General features: G+C 43.2%; 19 protein-coding genes and 4 pseudogenes. 19 read left to right on the top strand and 4 right to left on the bottom strand.

Annotated features, from left to right (window positions below; all coding sequences use genetic code 11):
• The first annotated feature begins 34 nt into the window (after positions 1-34).
• The 6 genes from BM210_RS31080 (at position 35) to BM210_RS31050 (ending at position 4,411) form a co-directional block, all read left to right on the top strand.
• Entirely contained in the window at positions 35-376 is a 342-nt protein-coding gene (locus BM210_RS31080; protein WP_091176546.1) for a hypothetical protein, read from the top strand.
• A 51-nt stretch (positions 377-427) separates the two neighbouring features.
• A complete protein-coding gene (locus tag BM210_RS36355) occupies positions 428-589 on the top strand; it encodes an HAD-IA family hydrolase (protein WP_091176544.1) in 162 nt (53 codons plus the stop codon).
• A 301-nt stretch (positions 590-890) separates the two neighbouring features.
• The gene (locus BM210_RS31070; RefSeq protein WP_091176543.1) at positions 891-1,358 is read left to right on the top strand and encodes a GNAT family N-acetyltransferase; all 468 of its coding nucleotides are present in this window, start codon (positions 891-893) and stop codon (positions 1,356-1,358) included.
• A 236-nt stretch (positions 1,359-1,594) separates the two neighbouring features.
• Positions 1,595-2,134: a GNAT family N-acetyltransferase gene (locus BM210_RS31060; RefSeq protein WP_091176540.1), complete on the top strand. Its 540-nt coding sequence runs from the start codon at positions 1,595-1,597 to the stop codon at positions 2,132-2,134.
• Positions 2,135-2,326: 192 nt separating this feature from the next.
• Entirely contained in the window at positions 2,327-3,052 is a 726-nt protein-coding gene (locus BM210_RS31055; protein WP_091176538.1) for a class I SAM-dependent methyltransferase, read from the top strand.
• Between the two features lie 486 nt (positions 3,053-3,538).
• Entirely contained in the window at positions 3,539-4,411 is an 873-nt protein-coding gene (locus tag BM210_RS31050; RefSeq protein WP_091176537.1) for a DMT family transporter, read from the top strand.
• Positions 4,412-4,589: 178 nt separating this feature from the next.
• Here BM210_RS31050 and BM210_RS31045 read toward each other — a convergent pair.
• A pseudogene (locus tag BM210_RS31045) lies at positions 4,590-5,743 on the bottom strand (IS110 family transposase).
• A 660-nt stretch (positions 5,744-6,403) separates the two neighbouring features.
• Here BM210_RS31045 and BM210_RS31040 point away from each other — a divergent pair.
• On the top strand, positions 6,404-7,081 hold the full coding sequence (locus BM210_RS31040; RefSeq protein WP_091176535.1) for a hypothetical protein: 678 nt from the start codon (positions 6,404-6,406) through the stop codon (positions 7,079-7,081).
• 550 nt (positions 7,082-7,631) lie between these two features.
• On the opposite strand, the gene BM210_RS31030 is transcribed toward BM210_RS31040, so the two are convergent.
• Positions 7,632-8,096, bottom strand: coding sequence for a VOC family protein (locus BM210_RS31030; RefSeq protein ID WP_091176533.1), 465 nt, complete (start codon positions 8,094-8,096; stop codon positions 7,632-7,634).
• Positions 8,097-8,259: 163 nt separating this feature from the next.
• Between BM210_RS31030 and BM210_RS31025 the strand changes: the two genes are divergently transcribed.
• The 4 genes and pseudogenes from BM210_RS31025 to BM210_RS36350 form a co-directional block, all read left to right on the top strand.
• Complete coding sequence (locus tag BM210_RS31025) at positions 8,260-8,694, top strand: Lrp/AsnC family transcriptional regulator (protein WP_091176531.1); 435 nt, start codon at positions 8,260-8,262, stop codon at positions 8,692-8,694.
• 47 nt (positions 8,695-8,741) lie between these two features.
• Positions 8,742-9,026 (top strand): YbjQ family protein, encoded by a 285-nt coding sequence (locus BM210_RS31020; protein ID WP_256224163.1) that lies wholly within the window; start codon positions 8,742-8,744, stop codon positions 9,024-9,026.
• Positions 9,027-9,050: 24 nt separating this feature from the next.
• Positions 9,051-9,335 (top strand): annotated as a pseudogene (locus tag BM210_RS31015) (M13-type metalloendopeptidase); the annotation flags it as partial.
• A gap of 15 nt (positions 9,336-9,350) precedes the next feature.
• Positions 9,351-9,509, top strand: a pseudogene (locus BM210_RS36350) (M13-type metalloendopeptidase); the annotation flags it as partial.
• A gap of 169 nt (positions 9,510-9,678) precedes the next feature.
• Here the strand turns inward: BM210_RS36350 and BM210_RS31005 are convergent.
• A complete protein-coding gene (locus BM210_RS31005; RefSeq protein ID WP_091176525.1) occupies positions 9,679-11,418 on the bottom strand; it encodes a HAMP domain-containing sensor histidine kinase in 1,740 nt (579 codons plus the stop codon).
• Positions 11,415-12,176, bottom strand: coding sequence for a response regulator transcription factor (locus tag BM210_RS31000; protein ID WP_256224160.1), 762 nt, complete (start codon positions 12,174-12,176; stop codon positions 11,415-11,417). Before BM210_RS31000 ends, BM210_RS31005 begins: the two co-directional genes overlap by 4 nt.
• Before the next feature lie 96 nt (positions 12,177-12,272).
• On the opposite strand from BM210_RS31000, the gene BM210_RS35920 reads away from it, so the two are divergent.
• From BM210_RS35920 to BM210_RS30965, 8 genes and pseudogenes are all read left to right on the top strand, one after another.
• Entirely contained in the window at positions 12,273-12,407 is a 135-nt protein-coding gene (locus tag BM210_RS35920; protein ID WP_256224159.1) for a hypothetical protein, read from the top strand.
• A 65-nt stretch (positions 12,408-12,472) separates the two neighbouring features.
• Positions 12,473-13,723 carry a TraB/GumN family protein gene (locus BM210_RS30995; RefSeq protein ID WP_177238100.1) on the top strand — a complete coding sequence of 417 codons (1,251 nt, stop codon included), beginning with the start codon at positions 12,473-12,475 and terminating at the stop codon, positions 13,721-13,723.
• Between the two features lie 239 nt (positions 13,724-13,962).
• The gene (locus BM210_RS30990) at positions 13,963-14,934 is read left to right on the top strand and encodes an alpha/beta hydrolase fold domain-containing protein (protein WP_091176520.1); all 972 of its coding nucleotides are present in this window, start codon (positions 13,963-13,965) and stop codon (positions 14,932-14,934) included.
• 284 nt (positions 14,935-15,218) lie between these two features.
• On the top strand, positions 15,219-15,716 hold the full coding sequence (locus tag BM210_RS30985) for an RrF2 family transcriptional regulator (protein ID WP_091176518.1): 498 nt from the start codon (positions 15,219-15,221) through the stop codon (positions 15,714-15,716).
• Between the two features lie 57 nt (positions 15,717-15,773).
• Positions 15,774-16,691, top strand: coding sequence for an NAD(P)/FAD-dependent oxidoreductase (locus BM210_RS30980; RefSeq protein ID WP_091176517.1), 918 nt, complete (start codon positions 15,774-15,776; stop codon positions 16,689-16,691).
• A pseudogene (locus tag BM210_RS30975) lies at positions 16,688-18,120 on the top strand (MDR family MFS transporter). Before BM210_RS30980 ends, BM210_RS30975 begins: the two are co-directional and overlap by 4 nt.
• A 57-nt stretch (positions 18,121-18,177) precedes the next feature.
• Complete coding sequence (locus tag BM210_RS30970) at positions 18,178-19,068, top strand: class I SAM-dependent methyltransferase (protein WP_091176515.1); 891 nt, start codon at positions 18,178-18,180, stop codon at positions 19,066-19,068.
• A 339-nt stretch (positions 19,069-19,407) separates the two neighbouring features.
• A complete protein-coding gene (locus BM210_RS30965) occupies positions 19,408-19,956 on the top strand; it encodes a GNAT family N-acetyltransferase (protein ID WP_091176513.1) in 549 nt (182 codons plus the stop codon).
• The last annotated feature ends 510 nt before the right edge of the window (positions 19,957-20,466 follow it).

Raw genomic sequence — 20,466 nt, 5'->3', positions numbered from 1 at the left:
TGATGTACATGTGTGCAAAGGAGTTTCAAAAAAGATGAATAAACCACAGCTCATACTTGATATAGCAGGGGTAATTCTAACAAACCTATCTCCATCGTATTGGCAAGAAATTGCTCTTGCTGCGGAAATTCCTTATGACTACTTGAAAGTTCTATTTAAAAATGAAGTACGAGAAGCTCTATGGACTGGGAGAATAAGCGAGGAAGACTTTTGGGTATGGCTTAACAAGCATTTTCCAATTGTTGAACCTCAATATGCGCGTAATTTGATTGATAAACATCTAAGACAACTGCCTGCATTTGATCACCTTTCAAGTTGGAGTCAGTTAGCAGATATTCATCTACTTAGTAATCATCGTAAAGAATGGTTAACATAACATCTAAAATCAATCGCACCATATGTTAAGAGCATTACAATTTCTAGTGAGATGGGTAGTTGCAAACCAGATCCTCAAATCTATAAATTTGATGAATCTCATTTTGACAATGACAATAAGCAAATTATTATATTTGTAGACGATCAAGAGAAAAACCTCGATCCTGCAAGAGATTTGGGTTGGGTTACCCTAATTGCAGATTCAAAAGGTTAGTGGATAAATGATATATCAGTTCTATTAAAAAATGCTAATAAGATTTGAAAGTAGATTCAAAGAAGAGGTTCCTACGTATAACACCGTGTTCCCGCGGCAGATCGCAAGCGATCCTTGGTCTGCCAGAGGAATCTCGAAGAAGCGGATTCAGCAGACACATCTGCACCGACTAACCGCGTCGCGGCCAGTCCTTCGGGCTTTAAGTCGGAGAGGCATTGGGAACTCACAAACGTTATATGTAATTCCCGCAAACAAAACTATCAAAAATAAATCAAGTTCAAATTGAAAAGAGATGATTATTTTGTTAATACGAAATGCTGTATTTAAAGATATAGCAGAACTAATAAAGATGAGATGGGATTTTTCATTTGAATCCAAAAAAGAGGAATTAAGTATTTATAATGATTTTTTTGAGGAATGTAGAGTGTTTTTCGAAGAGATAATTGAAGGAGATAAATGGCACATTTGGGTCGCTGAAGATGAAGGTAAGCTAGTTTCTCATATTTTCCTTCAAGTAATAGATACTATTCCACGACCAGGACGAAAGAAATTACCATTCGGCTACATCACAAATGTCTACACTATACCTGATTATAGAAACAAGGGAATTGGTGGAATGATTATAGAAGATGTTAATAAATGGGCTCAGAATAATAACATGGAATTATTGATAGTATGGCCAAGTGACAAAAGCATAAATTTTTATGACAGACATGAATTTAAACCTTCTAAAGAAATATTGGAAAGACATTTAAACCCCTTTGAGTAAGTGACAAGCTTCGAAGTCGGGAACAACAAATAACACCACATTCACGCTGCGGGATTTTCGTCCCTTGATCTGCCAGAGGCAGTTCGAGGAAGTGGATTCAGGCAGATTACCCTGCATGACTAAGTCCGTCGGACCCGGCGCTACGCGCCTTAAGCCAATGAGGATTCGTGAATCTACGAACGTTAAGTGAAATTCCTTCAAGATCATAAATGACCTCTTAAAGGAGATTACATAAGATGATTCTATTTGGTGCACAAGAAATAAGTATTAGATTCCTTGAAGACGATGATGCTGATTTACTTGTGAAATGGCTCTCAAATCCCGTTTTATTAGAGTTCTATGAAGGTCGTGATCGTCCTCATAATAAAGACTTAGTAAAAAAACACTTTTATGAACACAGAGAAGAAATAACTCAGTGTATTATTCAATACAATTCAACTGCTATCGGATACATTCAGTTCTATATCATCGATGATGAAGAGAAAGAAAAATATGATTATAAAGATTATAAAGGCAACATATATGGAATGGATCAATTCATTGGGGAATCTGATTTCTGGAACAAAGGAATTGGCTCGCTTTTAATACAAGAATCAGTTAATTACTTAATAGGGATTAAAGGCGCAAATAAGATAGTAATGGATCCACAAGCCTGGAATACGAGAGCCCTTAGAGTTTATGAGAAGAATGGTTTTGTTAAGAAGAAGTATCTTGAAAAACATGAATGGCATGAAGGCGAATTAAGGGATTGCTGGTTAATTGAATATGAAAGATGAAAAGATAATTTTAAGATATTGCTTCTAAGGTGGGAACATCACTTAACACAGTATTCAAGTTGCGGCTATGCCTTGGTCACTGTGATGCTTTAGTAGAGTAGCAGATTCATGTGACAAATTCCTATGGAAGTTCGTGAATACAAGAACGTTATCGGGAATTACCTGTAAATATTTTTGTGAGGAGACAAATCGATGAAGAAATATTATTTTGAAGAACACGAAACGACCTATCAAGAAATAAAGAAAGACAATTTGGAAGCATGGGATCAATTCCATGATCCTAAACAATATAATTTTGAAAATTTTATGATGAGACCATTCTTAGAGAGAGCATTAGAATTATTCAATGTTAATTCTACGGAGTCTAAAGTGTTTGAATATGGATGCGGAACTGGCACGGGAGCTTGTTTTTTAGCTAATAGGGGATTTACTGTAGATGCAATTGATATTTCACCAACTGCAATTGAACTTGCAAAATCCATGGCATTAGATCGAAATTTAAAGATAAACTACAGTAACCAAGATTTATTAGAAATGTTAGAACTGAACAAAGAATATGACCTTATACTAGATAACTACTGTTTACAAAGTATTGTTACTGATGGTGACAGATCAAAACTGTACTCAGTTGTAAAATCAGGATTGAAGAAATCTGGTTACTATATTATCTCAACGGCAATGTATGATGAATTACGTTCCTATGATGAAGATACGTATTATTGTGAAGACACTGGAATTGTTTATGATCGGATAATATCTCCAGAATCGTACAATGAAGCCGTTAGGATCAATAATGAATGGTGGTTACCTCACAGAAGACATTTAAAGACAGAAGAATTGAGTGAAGAACTAACAAGAAACGGTTTTTCGATTCTTTTACAAGAAAATGGAAATATAGTATGCAGGAAGAATAAATAAAGCATGTAGAGACTTGAATGTATTTCAAAGTAGCAGGTAACTTCCGATAACAGCGTATTCATACTTAGGGGGACAAGCCCCCATGGTCTGCCCGATGCAATTCGGAGAAGCGAATTCAGACAGACAACCTAGAAAAAACATTAGCTCTCATAGTGCCGCGTTGATCGCGGCTTTCTTGTTTTAAGGGATAAAGTTCTTGTCATGGATAATTGAAAAGAACTTTATCCCATTTCCGGTTTTGACAAAAACATGATCTCATTCCCGACAGATCGCTGCGAAGGTCAGGTCAGTTATGGTTAAAACAGTTTATACCCTAATCAACAAAATTCGTGTAAAATAAAATTATTCTTTTGAAAGTGAGTTGAAAACTGATGATGTGGTCACCACTATTTGAAAATGATGTACCTGTAGTTATTCTCCCTTAACGGTAGAAAAACTACATCTCCGTTAAGGACAGGAATTGTCTAGATAAACGGAGGGTACAAAATGAAAAACACCTTATTAGGTTCTTTGTATTTATCACTCGCTGCTAGTATTTGGGGCGGGATGTATGTTGTGGTAAAACATGTGGTAGACGTTGTGCCACCACTTGAATTAGTATGGATTCGCTATGTAATTGCGATGTTTGCATTGTTAATTATTGGTGTTGTTACCAAACAATCATGGCGTATGGCGAAACGAGACTTGCTATTAATTTTCATAATTGGACTTATTGGAAATACAATTTCTATCTTAACCCAAGAAGTGGGTACGATGCTTTCTACTGCACAAATGGGTGCTATTATTACTTCAACGACACCTGCATTCATGGTGCTATTTGCGAGCATCATCTTAAAAGAAAAAATTACGTTTAAAAAAGCAATTTCTATTGTTTTAGCAACAATCGGTGTCGGTATTATTGTAGGAAGTGCCGATATAGAACCATCTCTTCAACTTGGTGGCGTATCCCTTCTTATTGCAGCACTTACATGGGCGCTTATGTCTGTTCTTATAAAACGAGTACCCACTCAATATTCACAAATTGTCGTAACGTGGTATACAACCCTTGTAGCCGTTGTTTTACTTACCCCTTTTACAATTAGCCGGTTACCTGAGCTTGATGTTCAAGCCATGATGCATCCATCTATTTGGGGCGGTCTTTTGTACTTGGGAGTTATTTCGACAGCCTGTGCCTTTTTAATGTGGAATCGTGGATTGCAAATGCTTAATGCTTCAAGTGGCGGATTATTTTTCTTTTTCCAACCTATTGTCGGTACTTTTTTAGGGTGGTTACTATTAGGTGAACAAATTGGCTTGTCTTTTGGGTTAGGTACTCTATTAATTTTTATTGGTGTACTATTAGTCATTAGAGAAGAGTGAGCATCGAAAAAAGTTGATTGGCATTACTTGCCGATCAGCTTTTTTCTGTGAAAAGACATCAGCACTCATGATGGGTCTCGTTTTTAGAAGTTGAAGGTTAGCAGAAAAATGACAACAGGATGCTCGGGAAACGAAATATTCGGTCCCATGGTTTAAAATATATGAAATGGGTTAATGCTTATAAGTTTGGCATCTTATGAGGAGCATTCTCGATATAAACTTGCTTGGTTTTAAGCATCTGATAGAGAATAACGAGCATTTTCTTCGCGAGAGCAACGAGCGCCTTTTTCTTGCCCCGACGTGAGGCTAGAGACCAGAATTTAGCAGATAAACGAGTGTTGCGGGTTTTGGAAGCCGCCCAGGCTGCCTCGCACAAAGCTGTTTTGATATGGGGATTGCCTTTTACCGTGCGGGTACTTTTTTTTGACCAGCGCTTTCGTGATTTCCTGGTGCCACACCAGCCCATGATGTGAGGTGAGCTGCCGTTGGAAATTGATCCATGTTATGACCCATCTCAGCGAGTATGCTGGCGGCTGTTGTTCGTTTAACGCCAGGCATCGTTTGCATGATCTCCATTTCTTCCTTGTAGCTGACGAGATACGCATCCATTCGCTCATCCAACTGGCGAATGGATTCCTCATAAAAGGCGATTTCATTCCAAAGAAAGCGGATCATAAATAGTTGGTGCTCATCGAGTGTTCCGAATAGGGAATCTGCCAAGGCAGGAACTTTTTTCTTCACGTTACCTTTTACGCGTTCTTCGATGTCGCTGGGATCAATAAATCCTTGTTCCATTAATCGCTGGAGCAGATTACGACCTGAAACGCCAAAAACATCGCTAATGACGGTTCCAAGTTTGATGTTGGCACATTCCAGAACCTTTTGAAGTCTGTTCTTCTTTGCCGTCAGTCCGCCAACTTGCTTCTTACGAAGACGCGTAAGCTCGCGGAGTTCGCGAAGGTCTGCCTGAGGTACAAAGCTCGGCTCGATTAAACCGTGACGAAGAAGTTTGGCAATCCATTCGGCATCGGATACATCGGTCTTGCGTCCCGGTACATTTTTAATGCGCTGGGCATTAGCCAGCGTGATGTCAAAGTAGCCCTCAAGTATATTGTAAACGGGACGCCAGTAAATGCCGGTACTTTCCATCGCGATATGCGTAACTTCCTTGGATTCGAGCCATTGCAAAAGTTCAAACAAGCTCTTGGTCATCGTTGAAAATGTGCGGGTTTCTACATGGGGAGAATCTCCAGCAGTTCCTGTAATCGCGCAGACGACAATAGTTTCCTGATGTACATCCATGCCGGCGCAGTGTGTAAGTAAGGTTTCCATACGTTTGCTCCTCATTGTAAAGGTACGCAATTGGTGGATTCGAAGGAAAAGTAACCATTTTTCTGTACGTGGTCATCCCTTCAAGAGAAGAGAGCCAACAAGGGGTTGTGCACGCTTCGAATCCTCACTGTTTTGTTTGCAGGGTCGAACCACCATAAAAAACTGCGTGTTTATTCCAATTACGTTCCTTACCAGTATGGAAAAACACTAAAACCGCTAAACCCAACATGTGATACTTTTCATGTCGGGGTTGCGGTAAAAAACCATGGATGTTTTGTTACGTTAAACATTCCTGTAAAGCCTTAATATTGAGGGACGAATTTATATGATCAATTAAACAAGCTGGTTCAGTTTGTATCCACGAGTGATGAGGGCTGTAAGATGATTAGCGAAGCTGTTGGGAAAATCGTCTATAATTTGCTTAAAAAAAGATACTTGCTCCATAAAAAAATAAAAGGGATTCACACTAATGATAAATATTAAGGTTTTAATAATGGACTAGTGCGACTACACTGGGAAAATCATTAATTGTGCTAAATGATATAGCGTTATAGCCCCTTCATTTTCTACTAATCTACATATGATATTACTAGATTAGTCCTTAGGATATATTGGAATAAATGGGATTAATTAATAAAATGTAGAGGCGGAGATTTAGTAATGGGAGACGATGATTACAAAAAGAAGTATAAGGAATACAAGAAGAAATATGAAATCCTTGTAAACAAACAAAAACAACAGCAGCTTCAGGGACAAGCCCAAGGACAGTTACAAGGACAAGCACAAGGAGTGACCGACACAGATACTATCTCCAATGTAGGTAATCCTGTTATCAATGTGAATGTATCCACAAGCACAAGTGATGCGTCAAATCTAGTGAAGGCTTCAGCATTTAAGGCTACTGCTATACAGGATGTGCAGATACCTCTTCAAACACCAACCAAGCTTTTATTCACATCTGAAATATTTGATTTAGATAATGAATATGATACATCTACATCTACATTTATCCCCAAAACAGCAGGTGTATATGTTGTCACTGCATCTGCAATGTATATTAAAAACCTTTTTTCAGCCAGTAATGAAAGTAATGTAATTTTGTATATTACTGTAAATGGTCAGATGATCGATGAAGAAGATGATTTTAGAATGAACTTTGGATTATCTACAACAGGTCAGATCGTATCAGTAAATGATATTTTAAACTTAAATGCGGGAGATCGAGTGGAAGTGGGATGTTTTCAAAGTATTTTCACAGATGATGTTGGTGGTACAGTTTTAGGTAGACCATTCGCCACATTTTTTACAGCAGCAAGGGTCCCTTCATCAATAACATAGACAATAGATAGATCAAATTATGTGCTAACGACTCCATGCTAAAGCCAACCCAAAGGGTACCCTTTTTTCTAGTTTAACCCAAGAAGTGGGTACGATGCTTTTTACTGCACAGATGGGCGCCATTATCACTACAACGACACCTGCATTCATAGTGCTTTGCGTGCATCACCTTAAAAGAAAAAAATTACGTTTTAAAAAGCAATTTCTATTGTTTTAGCAACAATCGGTGTGGGCATTATTCTAGGAAGTGCCGATATAGATCATCTCTTCAACTTGGTGGTGTATCCCTGCTTATTGCAGCACTTACATGGGTGCTAATGTCTGTTCTTATTAAACGGGTACCCGGTTAATATTCACAAATTGTCGTAACGTGGTATACAACCCATGTAGCCGTTGTTTTACTTACACCTTTTACAATTAGCCGGTTACCTGAGCTTGATGTTCAAGCCATGATTCATCCATCTATTTGGGGCGTTCATTTGTACTTGGGAGTTAACTGAGTTGCAATCGATCATACAATTGTCCTATATTTGGAAACATCAATAAAAAATTAATTTGCATGAGTCTTGGTAGACATATCAAAATCAACCTCTTCAATAAATTCGATAACTTCTCCGTTGGGACTGTGAATGACAGCATTCTTGACTACAAGGGGTGGTTCGCCAAGTGAAAGGTAATCCGGTTCTACAAAAGCCTTTGCTCCATGAGCAAGGGCTTTTTGAAACATTTCATCTACATTATTCACATAGAAGGCTAAATGTAATAACGCTCCGTGAGCTATATCTTCTTCGGACGATGCTTTCTTCCCTTGTGCAGGAATGACTGCGTCGTTATCAAAGACTTCAATACAAGTCCTTCGGTCAGGTGAAACTAGCATGGAAGCTTCTTTGATTTGAAAGGATGGCAGACGCCAATGATGACCAACCTTGAATCCTAAAACTTCAGTATAGAATGTAATTGTTGCTTTATAGTTTTTGGCTTGGATCGCCACATGTGAAAGACCGTTTACGCTCATTCGAAATTTCTCCTTATTAATAATTTGTTTATAGTATACAGAAATTAACTTGATGAAATACATATGTTAAATGAGGATATAGTGATAAAGTGGTTATTAAATATAAGTTAATTTGATTGGATATGGCTTAATTTTATTATTTAATTATGGAGGTCTTATGATTATGGATAATCTAATCGATGATATTGATAAAAAGATTATGCAACTGCTTCAGCACAATGCACGAATGTCTATTTCTCATATCAGTAAAGAAATCAGTATGTCCCAACCTTCGGTTAAAGAAAGGATTTTGAAGCTAGAAGACAAAAAGATCATCACCGGGTATTCGACAGAATTCAATTTAGGAAATCTGAATCGGGGCATGACTACTTTTATTCTACTAAAAACTGAACATTGTCAGGAGACCGTTGAGTTTTGTGACAAGGCTAGGGAAGTAACGGATTTATATCGAATAAGCGGGGAATATAATTATCTTATCAAGGTACAAACGGCATCCATTGAGGAACTTGCCGAATTTCAAGATTCCCTTATAAAGCTTGGACCTTCAAAGTCTCATATCAGTTTGAAAAATATATTGGAACATAGACTTTTAATCTAAATCTGCAAAAATCATTCTGAAAATGATAGCTTGTCAAACTTGCCGTTATAGTCAGCGCGGTCAGGCAGTATGTCGGTGTTGCAACCGGTGAAGTCATCATGGGTGCTAATATCGGGAGAGACCTTCTTGCTTCATTTAGAGATCTTGTAGGTGGGCGTTCGAAAGCCTATGAAACCAAGCTAAGGGAAGCAAGAGACGCAGCCTTTAAAGAAATGACACACCAAGCTTCGCAAATGGGAGCCAATGCCGTTATCGGTGTAGATATCAATTACGAAGTTGTCCGCCAGGACATGCTGATGGTCGCTGTCAGTGGAACAGCAGTTATTCTCTAACACAGTGCGGCGAATGCGTCCTATCAACCGCTGACAAACACGATTACGTTCCATGCTGCGGCTAGTCAGGCGCCATCTTATGATAAAAACCAAAGCGCAAGTCAGAATTATGGGGGTATAGGTGCAATTATTGCGCATGAAATCTCTCACGCCTTTGATACAAATGGATCAAAATATGATGAGGTTGGAAATTTGATAAATTGGTGGACAGAAGAAGACTACAAGAAATTCGAGGCAAAAGCAAAGGCTGTTGTTGATCAATACAATAAAGTGGAGTATCTGGGCCAAAAAATCAATGGGCAACCATGACAGAAGGCTCGTCCTGAAATTGAAGCATTGCTTTTAACAATCGATGCTCATGCGCCAAATAAAGTTAGGGTCAATGAAGTTGTTTCAAATACCTATGATTTCTACTCCACATTTGATGTAGAAGTAGGCGATGCTTTGTACATTGCTCCAAAGGACAGAGTTACTCTTTGGTAAAATAATATATGTACGAATAAAAGCTGCGGGGTTATTAGCCTGGCAGCTTTTATTCTTTAGTAATCTTAGAAAATAAGATGAAGTGTTCGCAAAACATGTAAAAATCCCTTATTCACAAAAAGCCGCGGCCGTCTGCCTGACATGGGAATGAAGTGTTTCCTGTTTTCGCTCAACAGGGCAACCAAATCTCAATTTTTGTGCCTTGCCACACCTTGGATTGAACCTGGATTTCGCCGTCGTGCGATTCCACGATGGTTTTGGCGATGCTCATCCCGAGCCCTGAGCCATTTGTCGATTCTTCAGTATTTGTTCCCCGGTAATAGCGATTGAACAAATGGTGGAGTGTTTCCTCGTCCATTCCTTTGCCATTATCAATTACTCGGATGTATGCCTTGTCGTTCATCCTGCCGACAGAGACGGTTATGCTCACGCCCGGCGGATTATGCTTCACGGCGTTGGACAGCAGATTGTCCATCAGCCGCTGGAGCCAGATTTCATCTGCCTTTACCAGTAGGGGAAGCTCCTCCCCAACGTAGAGAAACTGATACTGAGGTATCGTGACGTCGTTGACGTACTTTAGTACGGAGCAGCGCACCAGTTCAACCAAGTCCATCTCCCGGAGCTCCATGATCGAATCTCCTTGCTTGAGCTGATGAATCATAGAAAAGTCGGAGATTAGCTCCAGCATATAATCCCCCTTTTCGCGGATCGTCGAACCCATGATTCGCATCTCCTCTTGGCTCCATTGCTCAGGCAAGCTCTCCAGCATATAACCATAACCTTGAATCGTGGATAGGGGCGTGCGCAGATCATGGGAAATCCCTGACATCCACTCTGCTTGCGACTTCTCCAGCCTCTCGCGCTCCTTCTCGGTTTGAGCTAATTGATGGGTCATCTGATAGAAAGATTCAATTACTTCCTTATAGAGCCTGTAGCGGGTTCGCATCGTGCCGTTGCGGCGGAATACCTTGCGCTTGTCCTTGTCGGTCAGTACCTGGTCGTACTGTCCCCGGCCCATACGTTCGAACCAGCCTGCGAACAGAATCAGAGGCTGACCGTAGCGGTAGCCATGCCAGATGGAGACTGGAACCGCCAAGAGCAGGATTAGACCTGCAAACCAGACGAGTCCACGCGTTGCCGTATCCAACGCAGGATGCTTCAGAGGACCCCCTTCTGCATTGGGTGTATAGAGGATCCAGGTCATACCGCTAGATTGGTCCCGATGGGTGACAATATTCGTGTCATAGTTGCTGGGCGATTGCTGAATGGCCAGGATATCCAGCAGACGATACGCCTTCTGCACGTATGCTCCATCGCCGATGCCTTGTACGATATGGCTCCCGGGGTCGATCACCTGCAGATAGCTTCCGGTTTCGCGCAATCGCTGGTCCAAGAGGGGAACCGCTTCGCTCCGCACGATTCCATGCTGCCCGTAGGCATCGAACCAGGCCACGAGCTGGTCAAGTTCAGGACTATGGTAGCCTAACATATACAGAAGCGGCTCGTTGAAAGCAAAATTCAGTTGAGTGTGTATGGCATACGTCCCAAGCGTCCGTGTCTCTTGGATATCGAGTAGTTGAGCGATGGAGTAGGAGGTAGGCAGGGCATAATGCGGAGATGTATTGAAGGCATAAATTACCTCACCTTCGGCATTGACAACCTGCAGCCACATTCCTTTCTCTTTGATGAGCTTGTCCCACTCGGGGGAGATTCGAATCGTCCCGTCCTTGGAATATGCTTCTTGAGCGATCGGTTGCAGAGCGCCAACCGGAAAGTTTCGGCGTAACTCATTATTCGTCATGTTCTGGAAGAACATGACGCAGGCAACCAGAGTAATGGCCAGAATTAGCAGGGCATAGAAGATCAATTGATACGTGAAGTGGAATGCCATGCGCTGTTGTATCTTCATCGCTCTTGCGACTCCTTCGCCAGCTTGTAGCCGAGCCCGCGTATGGTAAGCAGCAGCTTCGGATTGCCAGGATCGATCTCAATCCGCTCCCGTATGCGCCGGATATGCACCATCACGGTCGAGTCATCGCCCTGTCCATTGATCCCCCAAACCTTGTCGTAGAGCTGTGTTTTGGAAAATACGACCCCGGGAAACTTACAGAAGTGCAGCAGCAGCTGGAATTCCTGCGCGGGGCAAGGAACTGGCTGTCCCTCCACAATCAGCTCGCCTTCCGACTCGTTGACAGTGAAGCGGCCGAACCGGTAAACCCCCGAATGGGGCCGCTTCACCAGACTGGCTGTGGGGGCTTCCGTCTCCAGACGGCGTATGCGTGCCTGAATTCTTGCGGCTACCTCCAGAGGATTGAAGGGCTTCGTGATATAATCGTCCCCACCCATGGCGAAGCCGCGCAGGACATCGAGATCGGAAGCCTTGGCCGTCAGAAACAGAATATGCGGATTCCCGTATTCGCGTAGCTTGGAGCAGAGCTCCAGGCCGCTGCCGTCGGGAAGCATAATGTCGAGCAGGACGATATCAGGAGCTTCACGTTTCGCTAAATCGAGTGCTTCCGCGCAGGTGGAAGCCGCGTACAGCTGATGAAACCCTTCTCTGCGAAGCACCATTTGCAGCATCGTGACAATCGAAGGCTCGTCGTCGACGATTGCAATTTTAATATCGGAAAGACAAGTCATCGTTTTCACCCTTTTCCATAGTAGCATAATCACCTTAACAGAACCTAAACGGTGAGAGCAAAATTAAGCTGATGTTTATCTAACCGTTTAAGTTCTGTTTCATTGGGGCTGGTAGGATAGGGGATGAGAAAACTATACTTTCAATTAAAATTTGCTGGCGGTGGAGAAGTCGACTGGCAAGCGACCGCAAACACGACGACCGCCAAACCTTTTATCACATTGCATAATATGAAGGGGACAAGCAGCTTATCCAGGTAAGTTAGTCACTAAAAGCCTCTGATTATCTACATTTTATCATTTTACAAGAAGGAGCTTATATGCAGATGATAAAAATTAGCGCTTTATTTCTCTACCTATTCTTGTTTTCTTCTTTATACTCTTCCGTTCATGCAGCAGAGCAAGCCATGACCGTATGGCTAAATGGGGAGCAATTCCAGTTCGGCAAGTCCGAACCGATCTTAGAAAATGGTGTGACACTCGTCCCGATGCGTCCGATTCTGGAGAAGCTTGATGTGAAAGTGAATTGGGATGAAGCGACCCGTACCGCTAGTGGCGCCAAAGTAGGTCTCTCCTTGTCCTTTCAGAATGGCGGCACAAATGCCACTGTAAACGGTAAGGCGGTCAAGCTGGAAGCAGCGCCAAAGCTAATCCAGAATGTAACGTATGTGCCGCTCCGTTTTGTCGCTGAAACTGCAGGCTATAAAGTTGCCTGTAACCAGTCGCTGCGCCAGGTTACACTTACCTCTGAGCAGCAATCAGATGGAAGCCGCGGCTTTTTGTGGAAGGTAGAGAATAAAGGCAACACGGTGTATATGCTGGGTTCACTTCATTACGTGCTCGATGGGATGTACCCGCTGCGTCCGGAAATTGAGGATGCATTCCAAGCTGCTTATTACTTAGGTGTAGAGGTTGACTTGTCTCCCGAAAAATTACAAAAACAGATATTGGAACTAGGTGTTTATAAAGACGGAACCACACTGAAGGATCATATCCCCGCAGAAACGTATAAAAAAGTTACAGCATTAGTGAAAGCAAATGGGTTACCGGAAAACAGCTTCGATAACTTCAAGCCGTGGTTCGTCCAGCAAAACATCTTGGGCATTATAGTTGGAAATGAAGGCTATCAATCGGAAAAAGGGATTGACCAGTACCTGATCGATAAGGCTAACAAAGCGAAAAAACCAGTTATTTCGCTGGAAAGTATTGATTCCCAGTTCCAGACGAACAACAACTACTCCGACTCTTTGCAAGAAAAGCTGTTGCTCCAAACACTGGACCCGTCTTCTTGGGTTACCCTTGCTCCGAATGGAGGGATCGATGAGTTTGCTAAAATGTGGAAAGAGGGCGATTATAACGCCTTGCATGAATATACCAACTCTTCTGATTGGGATGCTGAATATCACAAAGCCCTGCTGACTGACCGCAATGCAGAAATGGCCGACAAGATTAAAGGATATCTGAACGGTGATAAAAAAGAAACGTATATGGTTGTCGTTGGAATGCTGCACATGCTGGGCGACCAAGGTGTGGTTCCATTACTGGAGAAGAAAGGCTTCACGGTGGAAAAACAGTAGCACTTTATTATCCTTGTTCATTACACGACGAGGGTGTCCCAAAAGCCATGAAAATGCTGAGGAGCCCCCTCTTTTTTATGTCAAAAATGATTCTAAGTTATTGTGGGGACAGGGCTGTAAAATGGAACATGGAACTTTTGAAATCGATCCAAATGGGGATACTAGACCCATCATCATTCGATTTCGGAGGGAACAATTAATGAAATGATGGATATCAAGAAAGTGAGGCAATAGTATCTATGGGCGAACAAAATAGCAGAAGCCGACATCTGATTGATCTGGAGATTATTAGTGCCATTGATTTAATTCCAACAAGCGATCTTTCCGAAACTACGCTAATGGAATCACGTAAAAATCAATCAAAGATGTTACCGCAAATCGATGTAACACAGATGTTCCCTGTCACATTTGAAGAAAGGGCAGTGCCAAGTTATTTTGGCGGTCCTGATATTCGCATAGAAATTATTAAGCCCAGCCAACCAAAATATAAAAAGATGCCGTTATATTATTCGATTCACGGTGGAGGGATGGTTTTGGGTAGTCCAGTCGGTGATCGTCCAAGTAATGCGTCACTAGCGGCACAACATGGTTTTTGTTGTGTATCTGTGTATTATCGCCTAGCACCAGAACATGTTCAGCCAAGTCAATTGCAGGATTGTTATTCGGGCCTAAAATGGTGTATTGAACATGCCGAGGAATTAGCGATAGATACTCAGAAAGTCGCTCTTGCTGGCAGCAGTGCTGGCGGTGGTTTAGCAGCGGGTCTAGCCCTATACATTCGTGATCAGAAGGAATTCGATATCCATCATCTGAGGCTACGTAGCCCAATGCTCGATGACCGTACTGGTATTTCGCCGGAACATCCATATGCTGGTGAATTTGTTTGGACAAAACGAAGTAATTATTTTGGCTGGAAATCTGTATTAGGGCATGAACCCGGTCAGGAGGGGGTTAGTGAGTATTACGTGCCTGCGCGTGCAAATTCACTTGCTGGCTTACCATCCACTTATATCAGTATAGGCAGCATTGATTTGTTTATAGATGAAGCCTTATCATTTGCAAAACAACTGGTTTTTGATGGCGTCTTAGTCGAATTGCATGTATACCCTGGATATCATCATTTGGCCCCAATGTTTCCGAATGCACATTTTTCTCAAGAAGGCATTAAATCAAGTGAATACGCCTTACTGAAAGGTTTAGAGCTACTTTGATTGTAAGCCCAACTTAGGAGTGCCGTCGGAGTGGAGTCATCAGTCAAGGAGCAGTAATCATTTAAAAGCGACTATAGTTTAAGAAGAGCAGCGGTAATCTAAGACTTATTTTTCAAGTCCTAGAGCACCGTTGTTTTGTTGTACCACCACTAATGAGCTTTCCAGATTCGTCGCCACTGGAAGCGAAGTTCGGATTAAGTGTCATTGCAATTTGGAGTTGGATCGTATATTATGGATACTGCAGGTCTATATTAATGATAATCATGTGAACGGAGGTGGGAAACTTGCAGTTCTCCAAAAGTACAGATTATGCTCTACACGCCTTAATTCATCTGGGACTGGGACATTCGGAGCGGAGCAACAATGTCGGGATCAAGGAATTATCTGGGACACTTGGTGTTTCGGAAAGCTATTTATCCAAAATCATGTCCAAGCTAAGGCAGGATGGAATCGTACGTGCTGTGCCAGGGGTGAACGGCGGTTATGAGCTTGCTAAGCCGGCTGAACAGATTACGTTTCTTGATGTGATTCAAGTGATTGAAGGAAGACAGAAATTGTTCGAATGTTCCAATACGAAGTCGCAGCAACATCGGTTGTTAGCGGAAGAGGTGACTGCCCAGAAGGAGCGGGATCAGGAGCATTCAGGAAAGAGCGAATGTTTGGTCGAGAAGGTGATGGAGGGCGCGGAACAGCATCTGCACCAATACTTGCGGGATCACACGATTCAGTCGTTACTGGATGAGGCTTTCAAGCGTTGCAACCATGAGGCAAACAAGAAGTGACACACTTCTTGCGTCACAATTATGGATATCATAGATCTATGGAGGTATATATTCGTGATGGAAAAACAACTTTTCGATGTGGCAATTATTGGCGGCGGACCGGCTGGGTTGAATGCCGCCCTGGTGTTTGGGAGGGCAAGGAAAAAGGTAGCGGTGATCGATGAAGGCCGTCCCCGCAACGCTGTGACTCGCGAGATCCACGGGTTTCTTACCCGCGACGGGATTAGTCCGAATGAGTTTCGGCGAATTGCGAAAGAAGAGATCCGCGCCTATCCCGCCGTATCATTCGTGGCGGATACGGCGGTGACCATCGTGGGAACTGACGGTCAGTTTCAAATTGAGACGGAGCAGGGACAAACTTTTGCAAGCAAAAAAATATTGTTTACCATCGGCATGAAGGATCAGCCCCTTAACATTCCGGGACTGGCGGAAGTATACGGGAAGAGCGCTTTCGTCTGCCCGTATTGCGACGGATGGGAGTTAAGGGATCAGCCGCTTGTCATCATTAATAGGGGGTCTGAGCTTATGCATTTTGCTCCACTAATATCCGGATGGACGAACCGTTTTACCGTCTGCACCAATGGCCCCGATGAACTGACAGATGCCGAGCGCGAGGAGTTCCAGTGGAATCATGTGCCTCTGTTCGACTCGCCGATTCGGCACATAAACTCTAGCGACGGGATCGTTCAGCAAGTCGTTCTTGAAGACGAGACGATCGTTCCATGCAAGGGGATCTTTTTCAAACCGGATCTGGTTACAGGATCGGACTTGCCGCAAACGATCGGATGCGAGATGACGGAATGGGGGGCGATCGTCGTCGATGAATTCGGAAAAATGAACATTCCGGGCGTCTATAGCGCTGGGGATTCTGCATCGCGAATGCATCAGGCTATAGCTGCCGCTTCGATGGGCGCATTTGCCGCAGCGGTCATAAACAATGAGCTAAATGCAGAGGCTTGGAGGAAAAACGGATGATCGATTTAAATAATATTAAGCGCGGTCCGATCATGTTTGCTCTGATTGTCGGCATGTTCGTCGCCGCTTTGAACGAGACGCTAATGGGCAATGCCCTTCCCGAATTAATGAAATCGTTTGGCGTGTCTGCGGCAACGGGGCAGTGGCTTTCCACCGCCTACATGCTCGTCGTTGGCGTGCTTGTTCCGGTGACGGCAATCCTGCAGCAATGGTTCACCACCCGGCAAATATTTCTGTCGGCGATGAGTCTGTTCTTCGTCGGTACGGTCACCTCGGCGGTGTCGCCGGAATTCGGCGTGCTGCTGGTCGGGCGGATTATTCAAGCAATAGGAACCGGCATGCTGCTGCCGCTTGTAATGAACGTAATCATGACCATTTATCCGCCGGAAAAGCGGGGAGGCGCAATGGGGATGTTAGGGCTCGTCGTCATGTTCGCACCGGCGATTGGCCCGACGATATCGGGTTTAATCGTTGACGGGCTTTCATGGCGCTGGCTGTTTTATCTTGTGATTCCGTTTGCGCTGCTCTCCATTATTATAGGAGCCGCCGTCCTGAGGAATGTGTCGGAAGTCACCAAACCGCGAGTGGATCTCTTATTCATCGTGTTGTCGACGATCGGCTTTGGCGGAATCGTCTATGGGTTCAGCAGTGCTGGCGAATACGGTTGGTCGGAACCGATTGTCATCTGGACGATCGCCGCGGGCAGTGTTTCCTTGTTGCTGTTCGTCTGGAGGCAGCTATTGTTAAAGCAGCCTGTCATGGATTTACGTGCGTTTCGGTATCCGACATTTGCGCTAGTCGCGGTGCTGATGGTTGTGCTTATGATGACATTTTTCTCATCGGCGATCATGCTTCCGATGTTTATGCAAGGCGTGCTCATGGTAACGGCATTCAAGTCCGGTTTGATCCTCCTTCCTGGCGGGATTGTGAACGGGTTCATGGCCCCGATCTCAGGCAAGCTGTTTGACAAGTTTGGGCTTCGCGTACTGGTCATCCCAGGACTGGCCGTTGCCGTCGTCTCGTTGTGGCAATTCACCCGATTCGACGAAGCTACGAGCACTGGCTTCCTCGTCGCCGTTCACATCGCGCTGATGATTGGCATCGCGTTAGTCATGATGCCCGCACAGACAGCGGGCTCAACCAGCTGCCAAGCCATCTGCACCCGCACGGGACAGCGATCTTGAATACGCTGCAGCAGGTGTCCGGCGCAATCGGTACTGCCTTGTACATCATTATTATGTCGGGCGGACAGAAGCAGTACTTGAGCGGAGCGAGCGATCCGCAGGCTCCGGCGGAAATCGAGAAAGGACTCGCAGCCGGTATCAACAACGCGTTCTGGTTCGGCGTCATCATCGCGCTAGTTGCGCTCGTACTTGGTCTTTTTCTCCGTAAAGGGAAATCGCCGGAACATGAACAGGCGGCAGGATGATTCAGGCCGTTCGTATAAGGAAATCCATAAACTATAAGGAAAGCGTGGGATATATTCATGAACGATTTTTTTAATGCAGCCAACTGGGAAAAAGCGTGGAAAGACGAGTCCGATTTGAAAATCAACAGGATGAAAAAGAATGGAATTGATCCTACCAGATCTTTTGACCAAAAAGCAAAGACCTTCAACGAACAATCGTTTAGCGAAGAGGGAAGAAAACGAACCAAACGAATCGTGAACTGGCTTGAAGGACTAGGAGTTCGATTCGAAAACGCCTCCGTTCTGGATATTGGCGCCGCATCGGGAGTGTTCTCAGTGCCGTTTGCGGAGCGTGGGGCCCGTGTAACTGCCGTAGAGACCTCACCCCCGCTGATCGAATTACTGGAAGAAAACATCTCGAACTTCGCCGAAGACCAGGTGAAGATTGTACCCATACCGTTTGAAGATATTGACGTAGAGGCCAAGGGCTGGAACCAGGCCTACGATCTCGTCTTTGTCTCGATGAGCCCGGTCATTCACAATTGGGAGAGCGTGGAGAAGGTGCTTCAGTGCGCTCGAAAGTTCTGTTATATCAGTATGCCGATAATTCCTGCGGAGCACAGCCTAGTGAATGAAATTTGGCCGCTCATCACCGGTCAGCCCTACCATACGAAACTTACGGAAATGGGATATTTGCTGCATCTGCTGTATCTTAAAGGTTATGCATACGAATCGCTAATCACGCGGGAAGCGAAAACGACAGAAGTCTCCAGAGAAGCGGCGTTACAGGAAGCGTTGACTTGGCTTGGCCATCATCGTATGCCTGTAGATGAGCAGAATCGGAACATCATTGCTGACTATTTGGAGCAAGCCTATCCGTCCGGAAAAGTCGTCATCCATGAGGGCGGACGTTTTGGCAAAGTACTGATTCAATTGCAAGATCAGAACATATACAATAGAGAGATTTGATTCAGATGTTGATTTTTAAGAAGCTGGACTGGATGTCAATTAGGACTCAGTTATGATTGCAAATATCTTTGACGGTCATCGTTTGGTTCATTTTGCAGCCAAAGTTGGAAAGGGAGCTGAGTTAACAGAATGCCTTATTCGCGCTTACCTTCGCAATCCATGAATATCGCCGACCACAACGTAAACGTCATCCGATACAGTTGCTCAGTAATCCCGCCATTGTGGAACAGAGGCATCAACATGTAGTACTCAGCAATTTAAAACGGCTTTTGATTGAGATATAATAAATGGAAAGCATAAGATATTACTTTATAAACAACTAAGGAGTGTCTTCCACTTATGAAAACCGACTTTACTATAATAAACCCATATATCGAAGGTAATTACACGGTTAGTGTTGCTAAGACAGAAGAAGCAGATGAAATAATGTCCCTTCTACTAGATACAGCCAAATGGCTGCAAACTAAAGGTTCTCAGCAGTGGGGCGAGCTATTGAAAGGACATGATTCTCACAATACTGTAGGTTCAATCCAACAAGAAGAAGTGTTTGTATGTAAGCATTACAATGAAATCGTAGGAGTCGTCATACTGAAACGTCAACCAAGTTCTTGGGATTATCAGCTATGGGGAAGTAAAGTATATGTGGATGATGAAGCCATTTATTTGCATCGACTTACGATTAGCAGAAAGCGTGCAAACTCGGGGTTGGGTTCTGCTCTTTTGAATTGGTGTGATTCGGCTATAAGCTTTAGGAATAAGAAGGTGATACGCTTAGACTGTATAGCCAGTAACGCTCAACTATTTTCTTTTTACGAGAGTAATCGATACCAATATATGGGGCAGGTGGGAGACTTCAAGCTTTTCGAGAAAAAACTATTGACTAACTAAAATTGCTTCAAGTATCTGACTTTTTGATGAACCTAATCATTACCCGTAAAAAATATTTTATAAAAATCTGCAAGATGAACAGGGAAAGTCCTTCTATTTATACGGTACAAAAGCATGCCACGTTGTATTAATAAAGGTAAAGTTAAAGAGTTAAGCTAAAAGGCAGTGAAGAATTTTTTAGCCTTATCATTAAATGACTCTTTTTTCTAGTATTGCGGATTGTTTTATTGATATGTGAAAGAATGAGTAAGCATGTAATCCTAGTGGCACGCCAGACTAGGATTTTTTATCTAGAATTTAACATAGCTCGATTTATGTCATCGGTTTGCTGTCGCCTTGATAAGTTAGTGATTAATCAATCGGCATTTACGAAAAATAGCATGGAAGCCATGCGGCAGCTTCAATCGTTTTTTTTGAATGACGTACGAAATTTTATTCATCCGATAAAAGCGGCCATTGCTCTCATCCCGAAACAGTAAAAGAAAAGAAAGAACAACGTTCCAAGAAACT

The organism is Paenibacillus sp. 1_12 (genome assembly GCF_900114475.1).
Lineage (GTDB): Bacteria > Bacillota > Bacilli > Paenibacillales > NBRC-103111 > Paenibacillus_S.
The sequence above is the reverse complement of the archived record's forward strand: the minus strand, read 5'-3'. Positions and strand labels throughout refer to the sequence as shown.